Source organism: Pontibaca methylaminivorans (assembly GCF_900156525.1).
Classification (GTDB): domain Bacteria; phylum Pseudomonadota; class Alphaproteobacteria; order Rhodobacterales; family Rhodobacteraceae; genus Pontibaca; species Pontibaca methylaminivorans.
This window is the reverse complement of sequence record NZ_FTPS01000001.1, coordinates 1,381,792-1,403,969: the sequence shown is the minus strand read 5'-3', so window position 1 is coordinate 1,403,969 and position 22,178 is coordinate 1,381,792. Positions and strand designations below refer to the sequence as shown.

The following is a 22,178-nucleotide window of genomic DNA, read 5'->3' as shown; positions in this document are numbered from 1 at the left end:
GATGCTGTTCGCCGCCGGTTTCGGCACGCGCATGGGTGCGCTGACCGCCGATCGGCCCAAGCCGCTGGTTCCCGTCGCCGGGCGGCCCCTGATCGACCATGCGCTCGACCTTGCGCATGACGCCGCCGCAGCACCCATTGTCGCCAATATCCACTACCGCGCGGCGATGATGCGGGCCCATCTTGCCCCGTTCGGGGTCAGGATCTCGCATGAGAGCCCCGATATTCTCGAAACCGGCGGCGGGCTGCGCGCGGCACTGCCTCTGCTCGGGGCGGATCCGGTGCTCACATTGAATACCGATGCCATCTGGTCGGGGCCGAATCCGCTGCACCTGTTGCAGAAACAATGGGATCCGGCCCGCATGGATGCGCTGCTGATCTGCGTGCCCGGCGCGAGGGTGGCCGGACGCGAGGGCCCGGGCGATTTCGGCATGGACGCGGAGGGCCGCCTGCATCGCGGTGGCGACCTTGTCTATGGCGGGGCGCAGATGCTCGTGACCCGCGACCTTGCCGAAATCGACCGGCCCGCATTTTCGCTCAACCTGCTGTGGGACCGGATGCTCGCGCGGGGGCGGCTTTTTGGGCATGTCTATCCGGGCGCATGGTGCGATGTGGGCACGCCCGCCGGCATCCAACTGGCCGAAAACCTGCTGGAACACGGCAATGTTTGAACCGGCCGCACAGGCGCGTGTCTTCGCCCTGCCCTGCGGGGTGGATTTCCCGGCCGAGCTTGTCGCCGGGCTGCTGGGGCGCAGCAAGGGGCCGCCCGAGGCGCTGGCGCGGGTGCATCTGATCGTGAACACAAGGCGCATGGCCCGCCGCCTGCGCGCGATTCTGGATAGGGGGCCGGCGCGGCTTCTGCCCCGGATCCTGCTGCTTGAGGATCTGGCGCTTGCACCGCTCGGCGCGCCGCTGCCGCCGCCGGTTCCGCCGCTGCGCCGCCGGCTTGAGCTGGCCCAACTGGTTCACCGCCTGCTGGAACGCCAGCCCGACCTTGCCGCCCGCGCCTCGGCCTTCGATCTGGCGGATTCGCTTGCGGATCTCATGGAGGAAATGCAGGGCGAAGGGGTCGGCATCGACGCGATCCGCGCGCTCCGGGTCGAGGACATGTCGGGCCACTGGGAACGCGCGCTCGCCTTTTTCGACATCGCCGCGACTTTCCTCGCCCAAAGCGGGGCCAGGGGGCTGGATCCGCAGGCCCGGCAGCGGCGTCTTGTGGAATCGCTCGCCGCGCGGTGGAAACAGGTCCCGCCCGCGCATCCGGTGATCCTTGCCGGATCGACCGGTTCGCGCGGCACCACGGCGATGCTCATGCGTGCGGTTGCCCGGCTGCCGCAGGGGGCGGTCGTCCTGCCCGGTTTCGATTTCGATCTGCCCGCCGGGATATGGGATGCGCTCGACCCGCAGGGCGAAAGGCCGGGGGCCGAGGATCACCCGCAATACCGCTTTCGCCGCCTGATGCGCGATCTTGACATCGCACCCGATACAATCCGCCGCTGGACCGCGGCCCGGCCTCCTTCGCCCGCGCGCAACCGCCTTGTGTCGCTTGCGCTGCGCCCCGCGCCGGTGACCGATGCCTGGTTGTCCGAGGGGCCCGCGCTGTCCGATCTGGCCGGCGCAACGGGCGCGATGACGCTGGTCGAGGCGCCCTCTCCCCGGGCCGAGGCGCTGGCAATCGCGCTCCGGCTGCGGCAGGCGGTGGAGAACGGCGAAAGCGCCGCGCTCATCACCCCCGACCGGCTGCTTACGCGGCAGGTGACGGCGGCGCTCGAACGCTGGGAGATCCTGCCCGACGACAGCGCGGGAATGCCGCTTCAGCTTTCACCGCCGGGGCGGTTCCTGCGCCAGGTGGCCGGCCTGTTCCGCGAACGGCTGAGCTGCGAGGCGCTGCTTGCCCTGCTGAAACATCCGCTGACCCACAGCGGTGACGGGCGCGGCGACCATCTGCGCCTTGCGCGCGACTTTGAGATCTTCCTGCGCAGCCGCGGCCCGGCCTTTCCCGACGCAACGGGAATCGCCGCCGGATGCGGCGATTCGCCCGAAACGCAGCGATGGGGACGCTGGATCGGTGAATGGATCTGCGGACAGCACATTGCGGGCGAGGCCCCGCTTGCGGATTGGGTCGCCCGCCTGCGCGCCGTCGCCGAGTCTATTGCGGCGGGGGCCGGCGCTGCCGGCAGCGGGGGGCTCTGGGACCGGAACGCGGGGCAGCAGGCGCTCGAGGTGGTCGAATCGCTTGCCGCCGAGGCGGATCACGGCGGAGCGATGACGGCCTCGGATTTCGGCAACCTGCTCGGCACGCTGCTTGCCGCGCGCGAGGTGCGCGACCGCGATGCGCCCCGTCCCGACGTGATGATCTGGGGCACGCTCGAGGCGCGGGTTCAGGGGGCCGGGGTGGTGATCCTCGGCGGCCTGAACGAGGGCATCTGGCCCGATGCCGCGCGCCCCGATCCCTGGCTGAACCGTGCGCTGCGGATGCAGGCCGGGCTGCTTCTGCCCGAACGGCGCATCGGCCTTGCCGCGCATGATTTCCAGCAGGCCATCGCCGCGCCCGAAGTCTGGCTCACGCGGGCGACGCGCACGAATGATGCCGACAGCGTGCCTTCGCGCTGGCTGAACCGGCTGGTGAACCTGCTGAACGGGCTGCCCGAAGCGGGCGGGCGCGCGGCGCTCGAGGGGATGCGCGCCCGCGGGCGCGGCTGGCTCGACCGTGTCACGGCGCTCGAGGCGGTCGCGCGACAGGCGCCGGCCCCGCGCCCGGCCCCTGCCCCGCCGCTCATTGCGCGCCCGCGCCGGCTTTCGATCACCGAGATCCGCACCCTCATCCGCGACCCCTACGCGATCTATGCGCGCCATGTGCTGCGGCTGCGCCCGCTCGATCCGCTGGTCAAGACGCCCGATGCCCGGCTGCGCGGAATCGCGGTGCATGATTTTCTGGAACGCCTGATCCGCACGAGCCTCGAGGATCGGGGCGTGCTTGCGCGCGACGGTTTCCTTGCCCTGGCCGGGCAGGTGCTTTCGGAACATGTGGCCTGGCCGGCCGCGCGGCGGCTGTGGCACAGGCGGCTTGAAGGCATTGCCGAACCGTTCCTTGCCCATGAACGCGCGCAGCGCGAGACCGCGACGCCGGCAGGGCTCGAAATCCGTGCGCGGCTCGAACTGTCACCGCCGGGCTTTACCCTGACCGGGCGGGCCGACCGGATCGACCGCAGCGCGGGCGGCAGCCTCGTGATTTACGATTACAAGACCGGCAACCCGCCGACCGCCCCGGTGCAGCGACGTTTCGACAAGCAGCTCCTGCTTGCGGCCGTGATCGCGGAACACGGCGGGTTCGAGGGGATCGCACCCGCCCCGGTCAGTGCCGCCGCCTTTGTCGGGGTGGGAACGCAGTTCAAGACCAGCGCCGCACCGCTGGACGAAGAGCCGCCCGCACAGGTACTTGACGAGTTCCGCGAACTGATCACCGCCTATCTCGACCCCCGGCAGGGCTTTACCGCGCGGCTCGCGATGCAGAAGGACAGCGACCCGGGCGATTACGACCAGCTTGCCCGGTTCGGGGAATGGAACCGCACGAGCGCGGCAACCACCGAGGTGCTGACATGAACCCGCGCGGCGAAAGGCCGGCACCCTTGCGCAGCGAAGCGAGCGAACGCCAGGCGCAGGCGGCGCGCCCCGATGTCTCGACCTGGCTTGCCGCCAATGCGGGATCGGGCAAGACCCGGGTGCTCACGGACCGGGTGGCGCGGCTTTTGCTGGCGGGGGTGGAGCCGCAGCGGATCCTTTGCCTGACCTATACCAAGGCCGCCGCCGGAGAGATGCAGAACCGCCTTTTCGCGCGGCTCGGCCATTGGGCGATGCTGGAGGAAACCGCGCTTCTGCACGAACTTGCCGAACTTGGCGAAGACGGGATCTGCCCCGGGGATCTGCCCAATGCCCGAACCCTGTTCGCGCGCGCGATCGAGGCACCCGGTGGTCTCAAGATCCAGACCATCCACGCCTTCTGTTCGGCGCTTCTGCGGCGGTTTCCGCTGGAGGCCGGGGTCAGCCCCCAATTCACCGAGATCGAGGACCGCGCGGCCGCGCAACTGCGCGACCAGATCATCGGCGATTTCGCCGAAGGCCCCGAGGCACCGCTGATCGACGCGCTGGCCCGGCACCTGGGCGGGAGCGATTTCGAGCAGATCACGAATGCAGTCGTCGGCCACCGCAGCGCCTTTGCCCCGCCCCTGTCCCGCGCGGATCTCTGGCGCGCGCTCGGCCTGCCCGAGGGCTATGACGAGGCGCGGCTTGTTGCGGATGTCTTCGTCGGTGGCGAGGCCGACCTGATCCGCCACATCGTTCCGGCACTGCAGGCAAGCGGCAAGAACGATGCAAAGGCCGCCGATATCCTTGCCGCCTTTGACGGGGCCGATATCGGCGGCCTTCGACTGCTGGAGGGGCCTCTTCTTTACGGCGCGGGCGCCAAGGCCCCTTTTGCCGCCAAGATCGGCGCCTTTCCGACCAAGCCGCTGCGCGAGGGCACGCTTGCGCCCGTGATGGACAAACTCGAAGCCCTGATGCGACGTGTCGAACTGGGGCGCGAAAGCCGCATCGCGCTGGCAGCGGCGGAAAAGTCGGCCGCGCTCCATGATTTCGCGCGCGCCTTCCTGCCCGAATATGCGCGGCGCAAGCAGTTGCACGGCTGGCTCGACTTCGATGACCTGATCCTGAAGGCGCGGGCATTGCTGACCGACCCGGCGGTTGCTTCATGGGTGCTTTACCGGCTGGACGGCGGCATAGATCACATCCTCGTGGACGAGGCGCAGGACACGAGCCCCGAACAGTGGGACGTGATCGAAAGGCTGGCGCAGGAATTCACCTCGGGCAGGAGCGCACGCAGCGACATGACCCGCACGATTTTTGTGGTCGGGGACAAGAAACAGTCGATCTATTCCTTCCAGGGCGCCGACCCCGATGCCTTCGACCGCATGCAGGCCGAATTTTCGCGGCGCCTTGGGGCAATCCGCAAGCCGCTTCAGGATCTCGAGCTGGAATATTCCTTCCGCTCCTCGCCGGCGATCCTGCGGCTCGTGGATCTGGTGTTCGAGGGGCAGGACAGCGCCGGGTTTCGCCGCGATTCGCTGCACCGTGCCTTCAAGGCCGACCTGCCCGGTCGTGTCGATCTCTGGCCGGTGGTCGAAAAGGCGGAAAAGGAGGACGACCGCCACTGGACCGACCCCGTTGACCGACCCGGCGAGCGCCATCACAACGTGATCCTTGCCGACCGCATCGCCACGCGGATCCGCGCCATGATCGACGGCGGCGAAACCATCCCCGTGGACGGCCCCGCGCCCGGCGGCGCGCATCGCCGCCCGGTGCGCGCGGGCGATTTCCTGATCCTGGTGCAGCGGCGGTCGGAGCTTTTCGCCGAGATCATCCGCGCCTGCAAGGCGGCCGACCTGCCGATTGCCGGTGCCGACCGGTTGAAGGTCGGGGCGGAACTTGCGGTGCGCGATCTTGGCGCGCTGCTGGCCTTTCTCGCCACGCCCGAGGACGATCTGTCCCTGGCCACGGTGCTGAAATCCCCGCTCGGCGGCTGGAGCGAGCAGGATTTGTTCACGCTCGCCCATCACCGCCCCGAGGGAAGCTATCTCTGGCAGGCGCTGCGCCACGCCGGCGCCGAGCATCCCGAGACCCTTGCCATGCTGCACGACCTGCGCGACCGGGCGGATTTCCTGCGCCCCTTCGAGCTGATCGAACGCGCGCTGACCCGCCACCGTGGCCGCGAGAAGCTGCTCGCGCGGCTCGGCCCCGAGGCCGAGGATGGCATCGACGCGCTTCTGTCGCAGGCGCTCGCCTACGAGGCCACGAACATCCCGAGCCTGACCGGATTCCTTGCCTGGATGGAGACTGACGAGCTTGAAATCAAGCGCCAGACCGGCAGCGCGGGCGATCTTCTGCGGGTGATGACGGTGCATGGCGCAAAGGGACTCGAGGCGCCGATCGTGATCCTGCCCGACACCTGCCCGCCGCGGAACCCCCGCCGGGGCGAGATCCTGCTGGCCGACGGGGTGCCGCTCTGGCGGATGCCGGCCGACAGCCAGCCGCCATTGATGGCCGATGCGCATGAAGTGGAACGCGAACGCGACGCGGCCGAGCGGCAGCGGCTGCTTTACGTGGCGATGACGCGGGCCGAGAAATGGCTGATCGTTGCCGCCGCCGGCGATGCCGGCAAGGACGAAGAGGGCTGGTATCGGCCGATCGAGGCGGCAATGAAGGCCGATAACGCGGCGTCGCTGCGGATCGACGGCATGGATTGCCTGCGCCTTTCCCACGGCGACTGGGAAGGTCTGCCGCTCCGGCACGAGGCCCCGGTTGTGCAGAGGCCCGAACCGCTCCCCGACCTGTTCCGCACCCCCGCGCCGGCCCCTGTCCTGCCGTCTGAGCCGGTCAACCCCTCGGATCTCGGCGGGGCTAAGGCGCTGCCCGGAGAATCGGGGCTGGACGAGGCCGCCGCCATGCTGCGGGGCACGCGGCTGCACCTGCTGCTGGAACACCTCCCGCTTGTCCTAACACCGGAACGGGCGGGCGCGGCCGGGAACCTTCTTCCCGATCTGGACGCGGCGGAGCGTTCCGCCCTGCTGGCCGAGGCGATCGCGGTGCTGGATGCACCTGCGCTCGCACCGCTCTTTGCGGGCGAGGCGCTTGCCGAGGTGGCCCTTACCGCCGAAATCCGCGGGCAGCGGTTTCACGGGGTGATCGACCGGCTGCTGGTGACGCCCGGGCAGGTGCTCGCAGTCGATTTCAAGTCGAACGCCCTGGTTCCGGCCACGCCAGCGCAGGTGCCGGAGGGGCTGTTGCGGCAGATGGGCGCCTATGCGGCGGCGCTGGCCGCGATCTACCCGGACCATACGGTGCAGGCGGCGATCCTCTGGACGCGGAGCGCAACGCTCATGACACTCCCGGCGGAATTGCTGTCCGGGGCGCTTGCCCGCGCCACTTGCCTTGACGGCGCCCCCCGGCGTTCATAGGTTCCCCGGCACACCGATATTGTCAGGAGAGAAACCATGTCCACCGTCGCCGTCACGGACGAAACCTTCGATGCCGAAGTGAAGAATGCGGACATTCCCGTCGTCGTCGATTTCTGGGCCGAATGGTGCGGCCCCTGCAAGCAGATCGGTCCCGCACTTGAAGAACTGGCCAGCGAATATGCCGGCCGGATCAAGATCGCCAAGGTCGATGTGGACAGCAACGCGGGCGTTGCGGCACAGCTTGGCGTGCGCGGCATCCCGGCGCTGTTCATCTTCCGGGACGGCGAGGTGATCTCGAACCGGGCCGGCGCAGCCCCCAAGGCCGCCCTGCAAAGCTGGATCGACGAAGCCATTGCATGACCCACGCCGCCCGGCGCCGCGACAGGAGGCCCACATGAGCCAGGACAGCTTTCCGGGCTGGCACGGCACCACGATCATCGGCGTGCGCAAGAACGGCAAGGTGGTGATCGCGGGTGACGGGCAGGTCACGCTCGGCCAGACCGTGATCAAGGGCACCGCGCGCAAGGTGCGGCGGCTTGACAGCGCCGGGCGCGAGGTGCTGGCCGGATTTGCCGGATCGACCGCCGATGCCTTTACCCTGCTCGAGCGGCTCGAAGCGAAACTCGAGGCCGCCTCGGGGCAGTTGCAGCGCGCGGCGGTCGAACTGGCCAAGGACTGGCGCACCGACAAGTATCTGCAGAAGCTCGAGGCGATGCTGATCGTGTCGGACGGGGCGGATCTTTTCGTGATCACGGGCGCGGGCGACGTGCTCGAACCCGAACATGACGTCGCGGCGATCGGCTCGGGCGGGAATTATGCGCTTGCCGCCGCCCGTGCCCTGATGACGGGCGACAAGGATGCCGAAACCATCGCCCGCGAAGCCATGGCGATCGCCGCCGATATCTGCGTCTATACGAACGGCAACCTGACGGTCGAGACGATCTCGAAATAGACCTCACCCCAGCACGAGGAGGCAGGGCATGACCGATCTTACCCCGCGCGAAATCGTTTCCGAACTCGACCGGTTCATCATCGGCCAAAGGGACGCGAAACGCGCCGTGGCGGTGGCCCTGCGCGACCGCTGGCGGCGGCGCCATCTGCGCTCGGATCTGCGCGACGAGGTCTATCCCAAGAACATCCTGATGATCGGCCCGACCGGGGTCGGCAAGACCGAGATCTCGCGCCGCCTGGCCCGGCTTGCCCGCGCGCCCTTCATCAAGGTCGAGGCGACCAAGTTCACCGAGGTCGGTTATGTCGGGCGCGACGTGGAGCAGATCATCCGCGATCTGATGGACGCGGCCATCGCCCAGACCCGGGAATACATGCGCGAGGAGGTCAAGGCCCGTGCCCATGAGGCCGCCGAGGAACGTGTGGTCACGGCCATCGCCGGCAAGGACGCGCGCGAAACCACCCGCGACATGTTCCGCAGGAAGCTCAAGGCCGGGGAACTGGACGATACGGTGATCGAACTTGAGGTCACCGACAGCTCGAACCCCTTTTCGATGATGGAAATTCCGGGGCAGCCGGGGTCCAACATGGGGATGATGAACCTTGGCGACATGTTTGGAAAAGCCTTTGGCGGGCGCACGAAACGCCAGCGCATGACGGTTGCGGAAAGTTATGACGTGCTGATCGGCGAAGAAGCCGACAAGCTTCTGGACGACGAGACCGTAACCCGCACCGCGCTTGAATCGGTCGAACAGGACGGCATCGTGTTCCTGGACGAGATCGACAAGGTCTGCGCCCGCTCGGATGCGCGCGGCGGCGATGTGAGCCGCGAAGGCGTGCAGCGCGATCTGCTGCCGCTGATCGAAGGCACCACGGTTTCCACCAAGCACGGGGCGGTGCGCACCGATCATATCCTGTTCATCGCCTCGGGCGCCTTCCATATCGCCAAGCCCTCGGATCTGCTGCCCGAACTTCAGGGGCGCCTGCCGATCCGGGTCGAGCTGCGCGCGCTGACCGAAGAGGATTTCGTTCGCATCCTGACCGAAACCGACAACGCGCTCACCCGCCAGTACGCGGCGATGATGGAGACCGAGAACGTCACGGTCGAATTCACCGAGGACGGCATCGCCGCCCTTGCGCGGATCGCCGCCGAGGTCAACCAGAGTGTCGAGAACATCGGCGCGCGCCGGCTTTATACGGTGATGGAACGCGTGTTCGAGGAACTGTCCTTCAACGCCCCCGACCGCAGCGGCGACACAATCACCGTTGATGCCGCTTTCGTCGATGCCAATCTCGGCGCATTGCTGAAAACCGCCGACATGAGCCGTTATGTTCTCTGACAGCGTGCCGGACGCGGGTCAGCGGCGCTTGCGCAGATAGACGTAATAGGCGCCCTCGCCGCCATGGCTCACATGCGCCGGCGTTATTTGAAGCACGGCCTGGGCAAGCGGCGGCATCATGAGCCATTGCGGCACCTGATGGCGCAACACCCCGCGCGGCGTCGGGATCGGACCGTCATCGCGTGAACGCTTTCCCTTGCCCGTGATCACAAGCACCAGCCGCCGGTCGCTGGCCTGCGCCCCGAGGATGAAGCTGGTAAGCGCCCCATGCGCCCGCGCGAGCGTCATGCCGTGCAGGTCCATCCGCGCCTCGGGCACGAGCTTGCCCCGTTTCATCCTTGCATGAAGCTTGCGGTCCATCTGCAGTGCCGCGTCTTTCAGGCGCTCGGGCATCGGCTGGTTCAGATCGACCGCCGGAAGCGGACGCGGCACCCGGCTGCCCGGGCGGAACGGGGTGATCGGCTCGGCCTTGAGCGGTGGGCGGGGGCGCGCGGCCTCGACCGCCGGGAGCGATGTTTCAGGGTGCAGGCGCTCGGTCGCGCGGGTAATCCGGCGCCAGAGATCCAGTTCTTCCTGTGAAAGACGTCGGGCCATCACTCATCAACCCGCCCGCCATCAGCTGCCGGTGGCAACAAGGCGCCAGTTCGGATCGGCTGCGCCCATGGTGCGGGCGAAGGTCCAGACATCGGTCTGGCGCTTGATGGCGCTCGGGCTGCCTTCGACGATGTCTCCCTCGGCGTTGCGCACCACCGAGGTCAGCTCTCCGACAAAGCGCATGGTGACTTCGGCGAGGTTGCTGTCGCGCTGGAAGCTGACCTCGCGGATCACGGTTTCACGTACGCCGACGAATTCGGATTCGATCTTCAGCCCCTGTTCCTCGCGGGCGCGCACGGCTTCCGCGAAGGAGGCATAGACATCCTCGTCAAGCAGGGGCTTGAGGCCGTCCAGATCGCCCTTGTCGAACCCGGTCACGATCATTTCATAGGCGCTGCGTGCGCCCTGCACGAAATCGGTCACGGAAAAGGCGGGCTCGACGCGTTTCATCTGGGCGAGCGCCTCGGCCTCGGGGCTGCCTTCGGCCACGTGATCGGTGATGTCGCGGTCGGGCCCGCCCTCGATCACCTCGAATTCGGGGCGCGGATCGCTATGCGCCGGCTTCTGCGGAACAGCCGGCTTTTCAAAGCCTTCGCGCGTCCCGAGCACATTGCGCAGGCGCCAGATCAGAAAAATCGCGATGCCAGCCAGAACCAGAAGCTGGATGATGGGTGAGTTCATTTTTACCTCACGTCGCGGCGACAGGCTTTGTAACGATCCGTACACGGCACTATGTAGGTGAGCGGCGGTGTCAAGTCCACCGTCCAGAACCAAGGACAAGGCGCTCATGGTATATCTGTTTCTGGCATTCGTGCTGGTCCCCTTCGTCGAGATCGCGCTGTTCATCCAGGTCGGCGATCTGATCGGGCTTTTCCCGACGCTCGCGCTCGTTGTGCTGAGCGCCGTGGCCGGAATCGTCATGATCCGCAGCCAGGGGCGCAATGCGCTGGCGCGGCTGCGGCGGTCCTTTGACGAGATGACCGACCCGACCGAGCCGCTGGCCACGGGGGCGACGATCCTTGTTTCCGGGATCCTGCTGGTGGTGCCCGGGTTCTTTACCGACATGGTCGGCTTTCTGCTGCTGCTGCCGCCGGTGCGGATGGCGCTGCTCCGCTGGCTGCGGGCCCGAATGATCGTGACCGAGTTCCGGGGGCGGCAGGGCGACCAGGTGATCGACGGCGAATACGAGGTGGTGCGGCCCCGGCGTGACCCGGATGCGCCCTCGGGCTGGGTCAAGGGACCCCGACGCCCCGGCTGATGCCATTGAGCCGGTCCCGGCAAGCTGATAAGGCGAAAATGCCCGCATCTTGCAAGGAACAGGACATGAGCGAAAACAGCGAGGACAAGACCAGCAACCCGGCGGAACAGGCGCAGCCTCCGCAACAGCCGCAGATGCGCATTCTCGGCCAGTTCGTGCGCGACCTGTCGTTCGAGAACGTCATGGCCCAGAAGGGCAGTGCCGGCGAGGTGCAGCCCGACATCAACGTGCAGGTCAATCTGGATGCCCGGAAACGGCCGGAAGAGAATCGCTATGAGGTCGCGACCAAGCTGACCATCGAATCCAAGGGCAAGGGCAGCGACGAAACGCTGTTCCTGCTCGAGATCGAATATGTCGGCGTGTTCGAAATCGAACACGTGCCCGAATCCCAGATCCACCCGTTCCTGCTGATCGAATGTCCGCGCATGCTGTTCCCGTTCCTGCGCCGGATCGTCAGCGACGTGACCCGCGACGGGGGTTATCCGCCGCTCAATCTGGAAACCATTGATTTCCTGCAGCTTTATCGAAACGAAGTGGCACGGCGGCAAGCGGCAGAGCGGCGGCCCGACGCCTGATACCGCTACCAGAGCGACTTTTCGCCAAGCGTTTCCACCAGCGCCGCATGGGCGATGCGCTCCGCTTCGGTGATTCGGGGCGGAAGCGGTGTCGGGCGCGGCATGGGGCGCCAGTCAATGCCGACTCCCGTGCCGCGCCCGCGCGATGCCGACAGGGCAAAGCCCGGCTGCCGCCCGCCGATCAGTTCCAGATAGACCTCGGCGAGAATTTCGGCGTCGAGCAGCGCCCCGTGCAGGGTCCGGGCCGAATTGTCGATGCCGAAGCGGCGGCAAAGCGCATCAAGCGAATTCTGCGCGCCGGGATAAAGCCGCCGCGCAATGTCGAGCGTATCGACCGCACGCGTCAGCGGCAGCGGCGCAAGCTGCATCCATTCGAGCTCGGCATTCAGGAATTTCATGTCGAAGGCAGCGTTGTGGATGACCAGCGGTGATTCCCCGACGAACTCCAGAAACCCGGCACCGACTTCGGCAAAAGGCGGCTTGTCGCGCAGGAATTCGTCGCTGATACCATGCACCGCGAAGGCTTCTTCCGGCATGGAGCGCCCGGGGTTCACGTAAACGTGAAAATTCGCCCCCGTCGCCACATGGTTCACCAGCTCGATACAGCCGATCTCGACGATCCGGTCGCCGGTAAAGGGGTCGAGCCCGGTGGTTTCGGTATCAAGAACGATCTCACGCATCGGCAGTGGTTGTCCTTATGTCATGCAGGATCCGCCGGACCTGTTCGCGCGCATGTTCGAGCGTATCGGTCACGACCACATGATCCGCCCGGGCGCATTTTTCCTCGGCCGAAAGCTGCGCATCCCGGATTTGGTGAAATTCTTCAAGGGTCATGGTGCCCCGTGCAAGCACGCGCTGCTGCTGGACCTCGGGGGGTGCAAGCACGCAGACGACGCTGTCCATCTCCTGCTCGGCGCCGGTCTCGTAAAGCAGCGGAATGTCATAGACGATGATCGCGGCATCCGGCGCGAACCCGGCGCGGTCCTGCCGCACCAGCGGATGAACGATGGCCTCCACCTGCTTCAGGGCGCCGGGGTCGCCGGCGATGATCCGGCGCAATTCGGCACGATCGACGGCGCCGTCCCGCACCGCCTCGGGAAAGGCCGCGGCCATCGGCGTGACCGCCGCGCCACCCTCGGCGTAAAGGCGATGCACCGCGGCATCCGCATCCCAGATGGCGCAGCCTTCCTCGGCAAAGAACGCGGCTGTGGTGCTTTTTCCCGTGCCGATCGAACCGGTGAGCCCCAGACGATAGCTCATGCGAGCGCGGCCCGGCGCACGGCCTCGTCCACCTCGGGGCGGATGCCGAACCAGCGCTCAAACGCGGGAACGGCCTGATGCAGCAGCATGCCGAGCCCATCGACGACCGTAGCGCCGGCCTCCTCGGCCTCGTCCAGCAGGCGGGTCCGCAGCGGCGCATAGACAAGGTCCGTCACCACATGATCGGGGCCGAGCCCGTCGAGCGGCACCCGCAGCGGCGCATGTCCGGTCATGCCGAGCGACGTCGTGTTGACGACAAGCGCCGAGTCCTCGATCACGTTTCCGGCCTCGGCCCAGTCCTCGACCTCGATACGCTCGCCCAGTTCGGCCCGCAGGCTTTCGGCACGCGCCCGGGTGCGGTTCATCAGCCAGATTTTCGGCACACCCGCATCTATGAGCGCCGCCAGCACCGCCCGCGCCGCGCCGCCCGCGCCCAGCACCGCGGCATCGCCGCTGTCGGCCCGCCAGCCGGGCGCGCCGCTGCGCAGGTTTTCGATAAACCCGTAGCCGTCCGTATTGTCGGCATGAATATGCCCGTCAGTGTCAAAGCTCAGGGTATTGGCGGCACCGATCAGCGCGGCCCGGTCGCTGACCTGATCGGCGATGGCAAGCGCCGCCTCCTTGTGCGGGATGGTCACGTTCACACCGACGAAACCCATGCGCGGCAGGGTGCGCAGAACCTCGGCAAGATCGTCGCCCCTGACCGGCATCGGCACATAATAGCCCCGGATGCCATGCTTTTGCAGCCAGTGAAGATGGATCTGCGGCGAACGCGAATGCGCGATCGGATCACCGATCACGCCGGCCAGAGGAATCCGGGTCTCGTTCATTGTTCGATCACCCCTTCGTCAACGAGAAAACCGACCAGTTCGAGCATAGGCAGTCCGAGGATATGGAAATAATCCCCCCGGATCGCCGTAAACAGGCGCACGCCCTCTTCCTCGAGCTTGTATGCGCCGACCGCCTCGCGGATGCTGTGCCAGTTGCGGGCAATGTAATCGTCAAGATAATTGTCCGAGAGCAGCCGCATATGCAAGCCGACCTCGCCGATCTGGGTCCAGATCACCTTTTGACCGCAGGCAACTGCGGCGGCGGTCGTCAGCCGATGTTGCGTCCCGCGCAGGGTTGTCAGCTGTTCGCGCGCTTCACGGGGATCGGCCGGCTTGGACAGAAGCCGCCCGCCGTGGTCAAGCACCTGATCGCACCCGATCACGAGGGCATCGGGATGCTGCCGGCTCACCGCCAGGGCCTTTTCGGTGGCGAGCGTCGCCGCGATCCGGGCCGGCGCAGCGTCCTGCCCGACCAGGCCACGCTTTATCCGCGCTTCGTCCAGTTCCGCGGGCACCACCGTGAACACAAGCCCCGCCTGCCGCAGCAGCGCGGCACGGATCGAAGAGCCCGAGGCGAGGATCAGCGGAACAACCATGTGGACAACCTTGCGACAAAAGGAGCGCGCTTTGTGCGGCATTTGGGCATGAGCCGGCAATCTCCCCGAAACGGCAAACTTACATTCCGCGCGACCTGCCCTTATACCCTGTGCGAAAGGACAAGTCGCGGCGCGGGACGAACGATCTCCCGCAGGGGATTCCCCGCTCTTATCCACAGGGGCCTGCCGCCCGATGTCAGGTTAACCTTCTGTTAACAAATATGAAAGCTTCGTTTCCCGTTGACGCGGCCCGAACCCGGGACAGAATTTTCCACCTGTGGACAGAGACGGGGGAAGCCGAGGATCCACAGGGCGGGCGCCCTCTATAAAACCAACATACTTTCTCTTAAAAACTTATTTACATGAGAGCCACTCAATGCGGAAAATCACATGGGCGATGTCCTGAGCGCGCTGTACCCTTGGACCAAGGCGATCCATATCATGGCTGTGATCTCGTGGATGGCGGGGCTGTTCTATCTTCCCCGGCTGTTCGTTCACCACGTGGAGCAGGGACCGGATGTCGCGGGGCTCGGCAGCGTCTTTGCGATGATGGAAGAAAAGCTGCTGAAGATGATCATGAACCCGGCCATGATCACGACATGGCTGTTCGGTCTTGCACTGGTCTTTACACCCGGCATCGTTGACTGGGGCCTGGCCTGGCCCTGGGTCAAGGCCGGCGGGGTACTGGCGATGAGCTGGTTCCATTTCTGGCTTGCCGGGCAGCGGCGGCTTCTGCTTGCGGGCAGGGCGACGCTCAGCGGTCGCCGCTATCGCCTGATGAACGAGGTTCCGACCGTGCTGATGGTCGTGATCGTGGTCGCGGTGGTGCTGCGCTTCTGAGGATTTGACTTTGCCGTCCGTCTGCGATACCGAGGCGGCCAAACCGCCCGGCCGGGCGGCCGAATTCCCCGTTCCAGCATCACCCACCCCAAATCCCGGGGACCGCACGAAGGTTGCATGCTCATGACTGCCGAAACCGTCGAAACCATCGAAACGCTCAATCTCTCCGATCTCAAGGCAAAAAGCCCGAAGTCCCTGTTGGCCATGGCCGAGGAACTCGAGATCGAGAACGCCTCGACCATGCGCAAGGGCGAGATCATGTTTCAGATCCTGCGCGAGCGGGCGGACGAGGGCTGGCAGATCTCGGGCGACGGGGTGATCGAGGTGCTGCAGGACGGGTTCGGCTTCCTGCGCTCGCCCGAGGCGAACTATCTCCCCGGTCCGGACGATATCTATGTCTCGCCAGACATGATCCGGCAGCATTCCCTGCGCACGGGCGATACGATCGAGGGGGTCATCCGCGCCCCGGATGACAGCGAACGCTATTTCGCGCTGACCGAGGTGACACTGATCAATTTCGAATCACCCGACAAGGCCCGGCACAAGATCGCTTTCGATAACCTTACGCCGCTTTATCCCGACGAGCGCCTGACGCTTGAGATCGAGGATCCGACCATCAAGGACAAAACGGCGCGGGTGATCGACATCGTTGCTCCGATCGGGAAGGGGCAGCGGTCGCTGATCGTCGCGCCGCCGCGGTCGGGGAAGACGGTGATCCTCCAGAACATCGCCAACTCGATCGAAAAGAACCATCCCGAGTGCTATCTGATCGTCCTGCTGATCGACGAGCGGCCCGAAGAGGTCACCGACATGCAGCGTTCGGTCAAGGGAGAGGTGATTTCCTCGACCTTCGACGAACCCGCCGGACGTCACGTCGCGGTGAGCGAAATGGTCATCGAAAAGGCCAAGCGTCTGGTTGAACATAAACGAGATGTTGTTATCCTTCTGGATTCTATCACAAGACTTGGTAGGGCCTTCAATACGGTCGTTCCATCGTCGGGCAAGGTCCTGACCGGTGGTGTCGATGCGAATGCGCTCCAGCGGCCGAAGCGGTTCTTCGGGGCGGCAAGGAACATCGAGGAAGGCGGGTCGCTCACGATCATCGCCACGGCCCTGATCGACACCGGAAGCCGTATGGATGAGGTGATCTTCGAGGAGTTCAAAGGCACCGGCAACTCGGAACTGGTGCTGGATCGCAAGATCGCCGACAAGCGCGTGTTCCCGGCCATCGACATCCTGAAATCCGGCACCCGGAAAGAGGATCTTCTGGTGGACAAGGGCGAGCTGCAGAAAACCTTTGTTCTGCGCCGGATCCTGAACCCGATGGGGACCACGGACGCGGTCGAATTCCTGCTCACCAAGCTGAAGCAAACCAAGACCAACTCCGAGTTCTTCGATTCGATGAATACCTGAGTGACCTGTCCGCTCAAGGAGAGGTGCCATGGATACAATCTTTGCCCTGGCCAGCGCCGCTGGTAAGGCAGGCGTCGCTGTGGTTCGCCTTTCCGGGCCGGCCGCCTTTCCCATCGCCGAAACGATTACCGGGGCCACGCTGCCGCCGCGCGGTATGTCCCTTCGCGTCTTGCGCAACCAAATCGGGGCGATCCTCGACCATGCGCTGGTGCTGAGCTTTTCGGCGCCCGAAAGCTATACCGGCGAGGATATCGTCGAATTCCAGACCCATGGCAGCATCGCGGTGATCGATTCCCTTCTGGCCTGCCTGAGCGATTTTCCCGATGCCCGTATGGCCGAACCCGGTGAATTTACCCGCCGGGCGCTGGAAAACGGGCGGCTCGACCTGGCCCAGGTCGAAGGGCTTGCCGACCTCATCGACGCCGAAACCGAACAGCAACGTATCCAGGCGCAACGAGTTTTCAGCGGTGAACTGGGAAATCTGGCGCGAAGCTGGCGGGAAAAGCTGATTCGCGCCGCCGCGCTGGTCGAGGTAACGATAGACTTTGCCGATGAAGATGTGCCGGTGGATGTGTCACCCGAGGTTTCCGACATTCTCGAATCCGTGCGATCCGACCTGCAGCGGCAGATTTCCGGGAGCGGAATCGCAGAGCGGATCCGTTCCGGATTTGAGGTCGCGATTGTCGGTGCGCCGAATGTGGGGAAATCGACGCTCCTGAATGCACTGGCCGGCCGTCCGGCAGCGCTGACGTCGGAATACGCAGGAACGACGCGCGATGTGATCGAGGTCCGCATGGATCTGCGCGGCCTTCCGGTCACGCTGCTGGACACCGCGGGGCTGCGCGAAACCGAGGATAAAGTCGAGAAAATGGGCGTCTCTCTCGCGAAGACGCGCGCCGAAGCGGCAGATTTGCGGATCTTTCTGGCAGAGCCGGGTGAAAGCTTCGACATCAAGGCGGGGCCGGAGGATATCATTCTGCGCCCCAAGGCCGACACGCGGAAGGATCGTGCAGGCGCGGTTTCGGGCCTGACCGGAGAGGGGCTGGACGAACTGGTCGCACGGGTTCAGGAGATTCTGAGTGCCCGCAGTTCCGACGTCGGGCTGGCGATTCGTGCCCGTCATCGCAAGGCGATGGAAACTGCGGATGCGTCCCTTGGCATCGCTGCCGAAGTCCTGTTTCGCGGCCCGGATCATTATGATATTCTCGCGGCCGAGATACGCCACGCGGTGCTTGCGCTCGAATCCCTGGTGGGGCGGATCCATACGGAGGATCTGCTGTCGGAAATCTTCGCGAGCTTCTGCCTGGGAAAATGAGGAATGTTTCACGTGAAACAATTTGATTTCGACGTGGTCGTCGTTGGTGGCGGACATGCCGGGGCGGAAGCAGCCCATGTTGCGGCGCGTATGGGGGCGCGTACGGCGATTGTTACGCTTAAACGCAGCGATTTCGGCGTGATGTCCTGCAATCCGGCCATTGGGGGCCTTGGTAAGGGACATCTTGTCCGGGAAATCGACGCGTTTGACGGGCTTATGGGCCGCGTCGCCGACTGCGCGGGAATCCAGTTTCGACTCCTCAATCGCCGCAAGGGTCCGGCCGTGCAAGGACCGAGAGCCCAGAGCGATCGCGATGTGTATCGGCGCAGAATGCGAGCGGAACTGGAAGCGGTTGAGAACCTGTCGATCTTCGAAGCCGAGGTTCGCGACCTGATCGTTGACGATAGCAGGGTGTCCGGGGTGATCCTTGGAGACGGGAGTGAAGTTCGCGCGCGCTCCACCGTGCTGACGACCGGCACGTTCCTGCGGGGCGTGATGCACATCGGAATGGAAAAACGCGCCGGGGGCCGCATGGGGGCGCAGGCCTCGACTGCGCTGGCAGAGCGGATTGCCGATTTCGGGCTGGAGCTTGGTCGCCTGAAAACCGGGACACCGCCGCGTCTGAACGGCAAAACCATCGCATGGGACCGGCTGGAAATGCAGCCGGGCGACGACGACCCGACGCTGTTTTCCTTTCTCTCGGACCGGCCCGATCTCCCGCAGATTTCCTGCGGAATTACCCACACCGGCCCGGCAACTCACGAGGTGATCCGCGAAAATCTGGCTCAATCGGCCATGTATGGCGGTCAGATCGAGGCCGCCGGCCCCCGATATTGTCCGTCGATCGAGGACAAGGTGGTTCGCTTTGCCGACAAGGACTCGCATCAGATTTTTCTCGAACCCGAAGGGCTCGGGACCGATGTGATATACCCAAACGGCATTTCCACCTCGCTGCCGGCGGAGATCCAGCGCGACTTTGTTCGCAGTATCACGGGGCTTGAACATGCCGAAATCCTGCAGCCGGGCTATGCGATCGAGTACGATTATGTCGATCCCCGGTCCCTGACGCATGAATTGCGGGTCCGCGATTTGCCTGGGCTGTACCTGGCCGGTCAGATCAACGGCACGACTGGATATGAAGAGGCGGCGGCGCAGGGGCTTTGCGCGGGGCTGAACGCGGCGCTTGCCGCTCTTGGCCGGGATGTATTCAATTTTCACCGGTCCGGCAGCTATATCGGCGTGATGATCGACGACCTGACATCGCGGGGAGTGACGGAACCTTATCGGATGTTTACCTCGCGCGCGGAGTTCCGGCTGAGCCTGCGGGCGGATAACGCCGACCAACGGCTGACTCCGCTTGCGATCGCGGTTGGCTGCGTGGGACCTGAGCGACAGCACAGATTTGAGGCCAAGATCGAGCAGTTGGAGCGGGCGCGCGATTTGCTCGGAAGCCGGGAGTTCTCGTCTCATAAGCTGCGCGACCACGGCATTACGGTGAAGGCGGACGGCCCGCGCCGGAGCGGGATCCAGTTGCTGTCCCTGGCGGAAATCGAGGTTTCCGACCTTTGCACCGTGTTCCCGGAGCTTGAAGCAGTCCCCGAGCCGATCCGGCAGCAGCTCAAGAACGACGCGATTTACATGTATTATATCGAGCGTCAAAACCGTGAACTCGAGGTGCTGCGTCGGGATGAGGCCCGGGAGATCCCGGAGGATTTCGATTTTTCCGCGCTGCAAGGCTTGTCGAACGAGCTTCGTAGCAAGCTGATGGTGAAAAAGCCGCGCAATCTTGCCCAGGCGCGGGCTATTGATGGGATGACACCGGCGGCTCTTGCGCTTATTCTGGCAAGACTTCAGCGACTTGAAAAGGTCAGGAGCGCATGACCATCGCGGAAAATGAAACTCTGCCGGATGTTTCACGTGAAACATCCGAGCGGCTGGAGAGCTTCGAAAGGCTTATCCGGCGCTGGAATCCAAGGATCAATCTCATCTCCGCATCAAGCATGGACGTCCTGCGGGAGCGCCACATTCGCGATTCGATCCAGGTGTTCCGGTGCGCCCAACCATCCGGCCTCTGGGTTGATATCGGCACGGGGGGAGGGTTCCCGGGGCTGATCTGCGCCATTCTCGCGGTTGAGGAGGCACCAGACCTGCGCTTTGTCCTCGTCGAGAGCGACAAGCGGAAGGCAAGTTTTCTGCGGGTCGCCACACAGGAGCTTGGGCTCAATTGCGAAATTCTGGCAGAGCGGGCCGAGGCCGTGGCATCGCTCGGGGCGGATATCCTTTCGGCACGGGCGCTTGCGCCGCTTCTCCAGCTTCTGGGTCTTGCCGGGCGCCACCTTGCGCCGGAAGGCACGGGCCTGTTCCCGAAGGGAAAGAGTTGGCGAGACGAGATTGCCGAAGCCCGACGCACGCAGACATTCCAGTATGAGGCGATTCCGAGCGTAACGGACCAGGACGCGGTCATCCTGAAGATTGACGGGGCATCAATTGGTTGATTCTTTATCTCCGCAGGGGCCCAGGATCGTTGCGATTGCGAACCAGAAGGGCGGCGTCGGCAAGACCACGACCACCATAAATCTGGGCGCCGCGCTGGCCGAGGCGGGGGCGCGTGTGCTCGTGATCGACCTTGATCCGCAAGGAAATGCCTCGACCGGGCTCGGCATCGACCCGGATCTGCGTGACCGCACGACTTATGATCTGTTGGTCGAAAAGCTCCCGCTGACGGAGGCCTTGCGCGCAACCTCTGTGGAAAACCTGGCTATCGTTCCGGCGAATATGGATCTCAGTTCCGCGGATATGGAACTCATGGGCGCCGAAAGGCGGAGCTTTCTTCTGCGCGACGCGCTTGACCGGGACGAAATTGCCGGGCTCGGGCTGGATTATGTGCTGATCGACTGCCCGCCTTCGCTGAATCTGCTGACAGTGAATGGTATGGTTGCGGCGGATTCGGTGTTGATTCCGCTTCAGAGCGAGTTTTTCGCGCTGGAAGGGGTGTCGCAACTCATGTTGACGATCCGGGAGGTGCGCCAGACCGCAAACCGGAACCTGCGGATCGAGGGCATCCTTCTCACCATGTTCGACCGGCGCAACAACCTGTCGCAACTGGTCGAACAGGACGCCCGCGAGAACCTTGGCGATCTGGTGTTTCGAACCATCATCCCGCGCAATGTCCGCCTGAGCGAGGCGCCATCCTTCGCCATGCCGGTTCTGAACTACGATCCAAAATCGCAGGGCGCCGAAGCCTACAGGGCGCTTGCGAAGGAAATGGCGGAGCGTCACCAGGTGGTGGCCTGAATTTCGGGGAGGAAAGCATGACGGAAAACAAGGCGCGCCCGCGCGGGCTGGGGCGGGGATTGTCGGCGCTCATGGCCGATGTGACGATCAATGCCGGACCGGAACAGGCCCCGGCGCGACCGGATATGATGGTGCCGATCGAACAGTTGCGGCCCAATCCGAACCAGCCGCGTCGCCGATTCGCGCAGGAAGATCTTGATGATCTGGCCGCGTCGATCCGCGAAAAGGGGGTGATCCAGCCGCTGATCGTGCGCAAGACCCTTGATGACCAGTATGAGATCGTTGCGGGCGAACGTCGCTGGCGGGCGGCGCAGCAGGCGCAGTTGCACGAACTCCCGGTTCTTGTGCGCGAACTGGACGATGTCGAGGTTCTCGAAGTCGCGATCATCGAGAATATCCAGCGCGCGGATCTCAATGCCATCGAAGAAGCGGCCGGTTATCGGCAGCTCATGGACAGTTTCGGCCATACGCAGGAAAAAATGGCCGAGGCACTGGGCAAAAGCCGCAGCCATATCGCCAATCTGTTGCGGTTGCTCAATCTGCCGCCGGATGTGCAGGAGATGCTGCAGGAGGGACGGCTGACCGCCGGCCATGCGCGGGCACTGATCGCGACACGCGCGCCGTCGGATCTCGCGCGCAAGGTGGTGAGCGGCGGGCTGTCGGTCCGGGCGACCGAAGCACTGGTGCGGCGTGTGGAGAAAGACGGGGAAGCGCGCCCGGGGGTCGAGCGGCGAGCAACGGAAAAAGATGCCGATACCGTCGCGCTCGAGGCGGATCTTTCGGCGGGGCTCGGCATGAAGGTCGCCCTGAACCATCGAGTCGGGCAGGAGACGGGGGAACTGGTGGTCCGCTACAGCAATCTTGAGGAACTTGACACGCTCTGCCGCTTGCTCAGCGGCAAGTGAC

Annotated in this window: 21 protein-coding genes; 15 read left to right on the top strand and 6 right to left on the bottom strand. The window is 65.0% G+C overall.

All coding sequences use genetic code 11. The features are described from left to right. Window position 1 precedes the first annotated feature (1 nt). The 6 genes from B0B01_RS06905 to hslU are packed head-to-tail and all read left to right on the top strand — an operon-like array spanning window position 2 to window position 9,297. Window positions 2-670 (top strand): nucleotidyltransferase family protein, encoded by a 669-nt coding sequence (locus tag B0B01_RS06905; protein ID WP_076650099.1) that lies wholly within the window; start codon window positions 2-4, stop codon window positions 668-670. After that, the gene (addB, locus tag B0B01_RS06900; protein ID WP_076648965.1) at window positions 663-3,602 is read left to right on the top strand and encodes a double-strand break repair protein AddB; all 2,940 of its coding nucleotides are present in this window, start codon (window positions 663-665) and stop codon (window positions 3,600-3,602) included. The genes B0B01_RS06905 and addB overlap by 8 nt, the downstream gene beginning before the upstream one ends. Next, window positions 3,599-7,009, top strand: a complete 3,411-nt coding sequence (addA, locus tag B0B01_RS06895; RefSeq protein ID WP_076648963.1) for a double-strand break repair helicase AddA — start codon at window positions 3,599-3,601, stop codon at window positions 7,007-7,009. Before addB ends, addA begins: the two co-directional genes overlap by 4 nt. A 36-nt stretch (window positions 7,010-7,045) precedes the next feature. Beyond that, a complete protein-coding gene (trxA, locus tag B0B01_RS06890) occupies window positions 7,046-7,369 on the top strand; it encodes a thioredoxin (protein WP_076648961.1) in 324 nt (107 codons plus the stop codon). Window positions 7,370-7,403: 34 nt separating this feature from the next. Continuing rightward, complete coding sequence (gene hslV, locus B0B01_RS06885) at window positions 7,404-7,961, top strand: ATP-dependent protease subunit HslV (RefSeq protein WP_076648959.1); 558 nt, start codon at window positions 7,404-7,406, stop codon at window positions 7,959-7,961. A 28-nt stretch (window positions 7,962-7,989) separates the two neighbouring features. After that, window positions 7,990-9,297 carry an ATP-dependent protease ATPase subunit HslU gene (gene hslU / locus B0B01_RS06880; protein ID WP_076648957.1) on the top strand — a complete coding sequence of 436 codons (1,308 nt, stop codon included), beginning with the start codon at window positions 7,990-7,992 and terminating at the stop codon, window positions 9,295-9,297. Between the two features lie 18 nt (window positions 9,298-9,315). Here hslU and B0B01_RS06875 read toward each other — a convergent pair whose 3' ends face one another. After that, window positions 9,316-9,894: a Smr/MutS family protein gene (locus B0B01_RS06875; protein WP_143733019.1), complete on the bottom strand. Its 579-nt coding sequence runs from the start codon at window positions 9,892-9,894 to the stop codon at window positions 9,316-9,318. Window positions 9,895-9,912: 18 nt separating this feature from the next. After that, a complete protein-coding gene (locus tag B0B01_RS06870) occupies window positions 9,913-10,572 on the bottom strand; it encodes a Tim44/TimA family putative adaptor protein (protein WP_076648953.1) in 660 nt (219 codons plus the stop codon). Between the two features lie 106 nt (window positions 10,573-10,678). On the opposite strand from B0B01_RS06870, the gene B0B01_RS06865 reads away from it, so the two are divergent. Further along, complete coding sequence (locus B0B01_RS06865) at window positions 10,679-11,149, top strand: FxsA family protein (protein WP_076648951.1); 471 nt, start codon at window positions 10,679-10,681, stop codon at window positions 11,147-11,149. 65 nt (window positions 11,150-11,214) lie between these two features. Further along, a complete protein-coding gene (gene secB, locus B0B01_RS06860; protein WP_076648949.1) occupies window positions 11,215-11,724 on the top strand; it encodes a protein-export chaperone SecB in 510 nt (169 codons plus the stop codon). Between the two features lie 5 nt (window positions 11,725-11,729). Here the strand turns inward: secB and dnaQ are convergent, their stop codons facing one another. From dnaQ to B0B01_RS06840, 4 genes are read right to left on the bottom strand one after another with little or no spacing between them, the layout of a single operon-like run. Continuing rightward, window positions 11,730-12,404, bottom strand: a complete 675-nt coding sequence (gene dnaQ / locus B0B01_RS06855; RefSeq protein ID WP_076648947.1) for a DNA polymerase III subunit epsilon — start codon at window positions 12,402-12,404, stop codon at window positions 11,730-11,732. Beyond that, window positions 12,397-12,984 carry a dephospho-CoA kinase gene (coaE, locus tag B0B01_RS06850; protein ID WP_076648945.1) on the bottom strand — a complete coding sequence of 196 codons (588 nt, stop codon included), beginning with the start codon at window positions 12,982-12,984 and terminating at the stop codon, window positions 12,397-12,399. The genes dnaQ and coaE overlap by 8 nt, the downstream gene beginning before the upstream one ends. Next, a complete protein-coding gene (locus B0B01_RS06845; protein WP_076648943.1) occupies window positions 12,981-13,814 on the bottom strand; it encodes a shikimate dehydrogenase in 834 nt (277 codons plus the stop codon). Before B0B01_RS06845 ends, coaE begins: the two co-directional genes overlap by 4 nt. After that, window positions 13,811-14,410 (bottom strand): Maf family protein, encoded by a 600-nt coding sequence (locus B0B01_RS06840; protein ID WP_076650098.1) that lies wholly within the window; start codon window positions 14,408-14,410, stop codon window positions 13,811-13,813. Before B0B01_RS06840 ends, B0B01_RS06845 begins: the two co-directional genes overlap by 4 nt. Before the next feature lie 390 nt (window positions 14,411-14,800). On the opposite strand from B0B01_RS06840, the gene B0B01_RS06835 reads away from it, so the two are divergent. The 7 genes from B0B01_RS06835 to B0B01_RS06805 all read left to right on the top strand — a co-directional run bounded on the left by B0B01_RS06835 (window position 14,801) and on the right by B0B01_RS06805 (window position 22,177). Beyond that, window positions 14,801-15,250, top strand: coding sequence for a CopD family protein (locus B0B01_RS06835; protein ID WP_076648941.1), 450 nt, complete (start codon window positions 14,801-14,803; stop codon window positions 15,248-15,250). A 123-nt stretch (window positions 15,251-15,373) separates the two neighbouring features. Beyond that, the gene (rho, locus tag B0B01_RS06830) at window positions 15,374-16,663 is read left to right on the top strand and encodes a transcription termination factor Rho (RefSeq protein WP_076650097.1); all 1,290 of its coding nucleotides are present in this window, start codon (window positions 15,374-15,376) and stop codon (window positions 16,661-16,663) included. Between the two features lie 28 nt (window positions 16,664-16,691). Continuing rightward, entirely contained in the window at window positions 16,692-17,978 is a 1,287-nt protein-coding gene (gene mnmE, locus B0B01_RS06825) for a tRNA uridine-5-carboxymethylaminomethyl(34) synthesis GTPase MnmE (RefSeq protein WP_076648939.1), read from the top strand. Window positions 17,979-17,981: 3 nt separating this feature from the next. Continuing rightward, window positions 17,982-19,859 (top strand): tRNA uridine-5-carboxymethylaminomethyl(34) synthesis enzyme MnmG, encoded by a 1,878-nt coding sequence (gene mnmG, locus B0B01_RS06820; RefSeq protein ID WP_076648937.1) that lies wholly within the window; start codon window positions 17,982-17,984, stop codon window positions 19,857-19,859. Next, window positions 19,856-20,473 (top strand): 16S rRNA (guanine(527)-N(7))-methyltransferase RsmG, encoded by a 618-nt coding sequence (rsmG, locus tag B0B01_RS06815; RefSeq protein ID WP_076648935.1) that lies wholly within the window; start codon window positions 19,856-19,858, stop codon window positions 20,471-20,473. Before mnmG ends, rsmG begins: the two co-directional genes overlap by 4 nt. Beyond that, window positions 20,466-21,272, top strand: a complete 807-nt coding sequence (locus B0B01_RS06810; RefSeq protein ID WP_076648933.1) for a ParA family protein — start codon at window positions 20,466-20,468, stop codon at window positions 21,270-21,272. Before rsmG ends, B0B01_RS06810 begins: the two co-directional genes overlap by 8 nt. Window positions 21,273-21,289: 17 nt before the next feature. Further along, on the top strand, window positions 21,290-22,177 hold the full coding sequence (locus B0B01_RS06805; RefSeq protein WP_076648931.1) for a ParB/RepB/Spo0J family partition protein: 888 nt from the start codon (window positions 21,290-21,292) through the stop codon (window positions 22,175-22,177). The last annotated feature ends 1 nt before the right edge of the window (window position 22,178 follow it).

What these genes read in the sequence shown, in the direction of transcription:
- B0B01_RS06840 (WP_076650098.1), bottom strand. Translation starts at nt 14,410, where the DNA reads ATGGTTGTTCCGCTGATCCTCGCCTCGGGCTCTTCGATCCGTGCCGCG.
- mnmG (WP_076648937.1), top strand. Translation starts at nt 17,982, where the DNA reads ATGTTTCACGTGAAACAATTTGATTTCGACGTGGTCGTCGTTGGTGGC.
- hslV (WP_076648959.1), top strand. Translation starts at nt 7,404, where the DNA reads ATGAGCCAGGACAGCTTTCCGGGCTGGCACGGCACCACGATCATCGGC.
- B0B01_RS06865 (WP_076648951.1), top strand. Translation starts at nt 10,679, where the DNA reads ATGGTATATCTGTTTCTGGCATTCGTGCTGGTCCCCTTCGTCGAGATC.
- B0B01_RS06905 (WP_076650099.1), top strand. Translation starts at nt 2, where the DNA reads ATGCTGTTCGCCGCCGGTTTCGGCACGCGCATGGGTGCGCTGACCGCC.
- dnaQ (WP_076648947.1), bottom strand. Translation starts at nt 12,404, where the DNA reads ATGCGTGAGATCGTTCTTGATACCGAAACCACCGGGCTCGACCCCTTT.
- B0B01_RS06835 (WP_076648941.1), top strand. Translation starts at nt 14,801, where the DNA reads ATGGGCGATGTCCTGAGCGCGCTGTACCCTTGGACCAAGGCGATCCAT.
- addB (WP_076648965.1), top strand. Translation starts at nt 663, where the DNA reads ATGTTTGAACCGGCCGCACAGGCGCGTGTCTTCGCCCTGCCCTGCGGG.
- B0B01_RS06870 (WP_076648953.1), bottom strand. Translation starts at nt 10,572, where the DNA reads ATGAACTCACCCATCATCCAGCTTCTGGTTCTGGCTGGCATCGCGATT.
- trxA (WP_076648961.1), top strand. Translation starts at nt 7,046, where the DNA reads ATGTCCACCGTCGCCGTCACGGACGAAACCTTCGATGCCGAAGTGAAG.
- addA (WP_076648963.1), top strand. Translation starts at nt 3,599, where the DNA reads ATGAACCCGCGCGGCGAAAGGCCGGCACCCTTGCGCAGCGAAGCGAGC.
- rsmG (WP_076648935.1), top strand. Translation starts at nt 19,856, where the DNA reads ATGACCATCGCGGAAAATGAAACTCTGCCGGATGTTTCACGTGAAACA.
- B0B01_RS06805 (WP_076648931.1), top strand. Translation starts at nt 21,290, where the DNA reads ATGACGGAAAACAAGGCGCGCCCGCGCGGGCTGGGGCGGGGATTGTCG.
- hslU (WP_076648957.1), top strand. Translation starts at nt 7,990, where the DNA reads ATGACCGATCTTACCCCGCGCGAAATCGTTTCCGAACTCGACCGGTTC.
- coaE (WP_076648945.1), bottom strand. Translation starts at nt 12,984, where the DNA reads ATGAGCTATCGTCTGGGGCTCACCGGTTCGATCGGCACGGGAAAAAGC.
- B0B01_RS06845 (WP_076648943.1), bottom strand. Translation starts at nt 13,814, where the DNA reads ATGAACGAGACCCGGATTCCTCTGGCCGGCGTGATCGGTGATCCGATC.
- mnmE (WP_076648939.1), top strand. Translation starts at nt 16,692, where the DNA reads ATGGATACAATCTTTGCCCTGGCCAGCGCCGCTGGTAAGGCAGGCGTC.
- rho (WP_076650097.1), top strand. Translation starts at nt 15,374, where the DNA reads ATGACTGCCGAAACCGTCGAAACCATCGAAACGCTCAATCTCTCCGAT.
- secB (WP_076648949.1), top strand. Translation starts at nt 11,215, where the DNA reads ATGAGCGAAAACAGCGAGGACAAGACCAGCAACCCGGCGGAACAGGCG.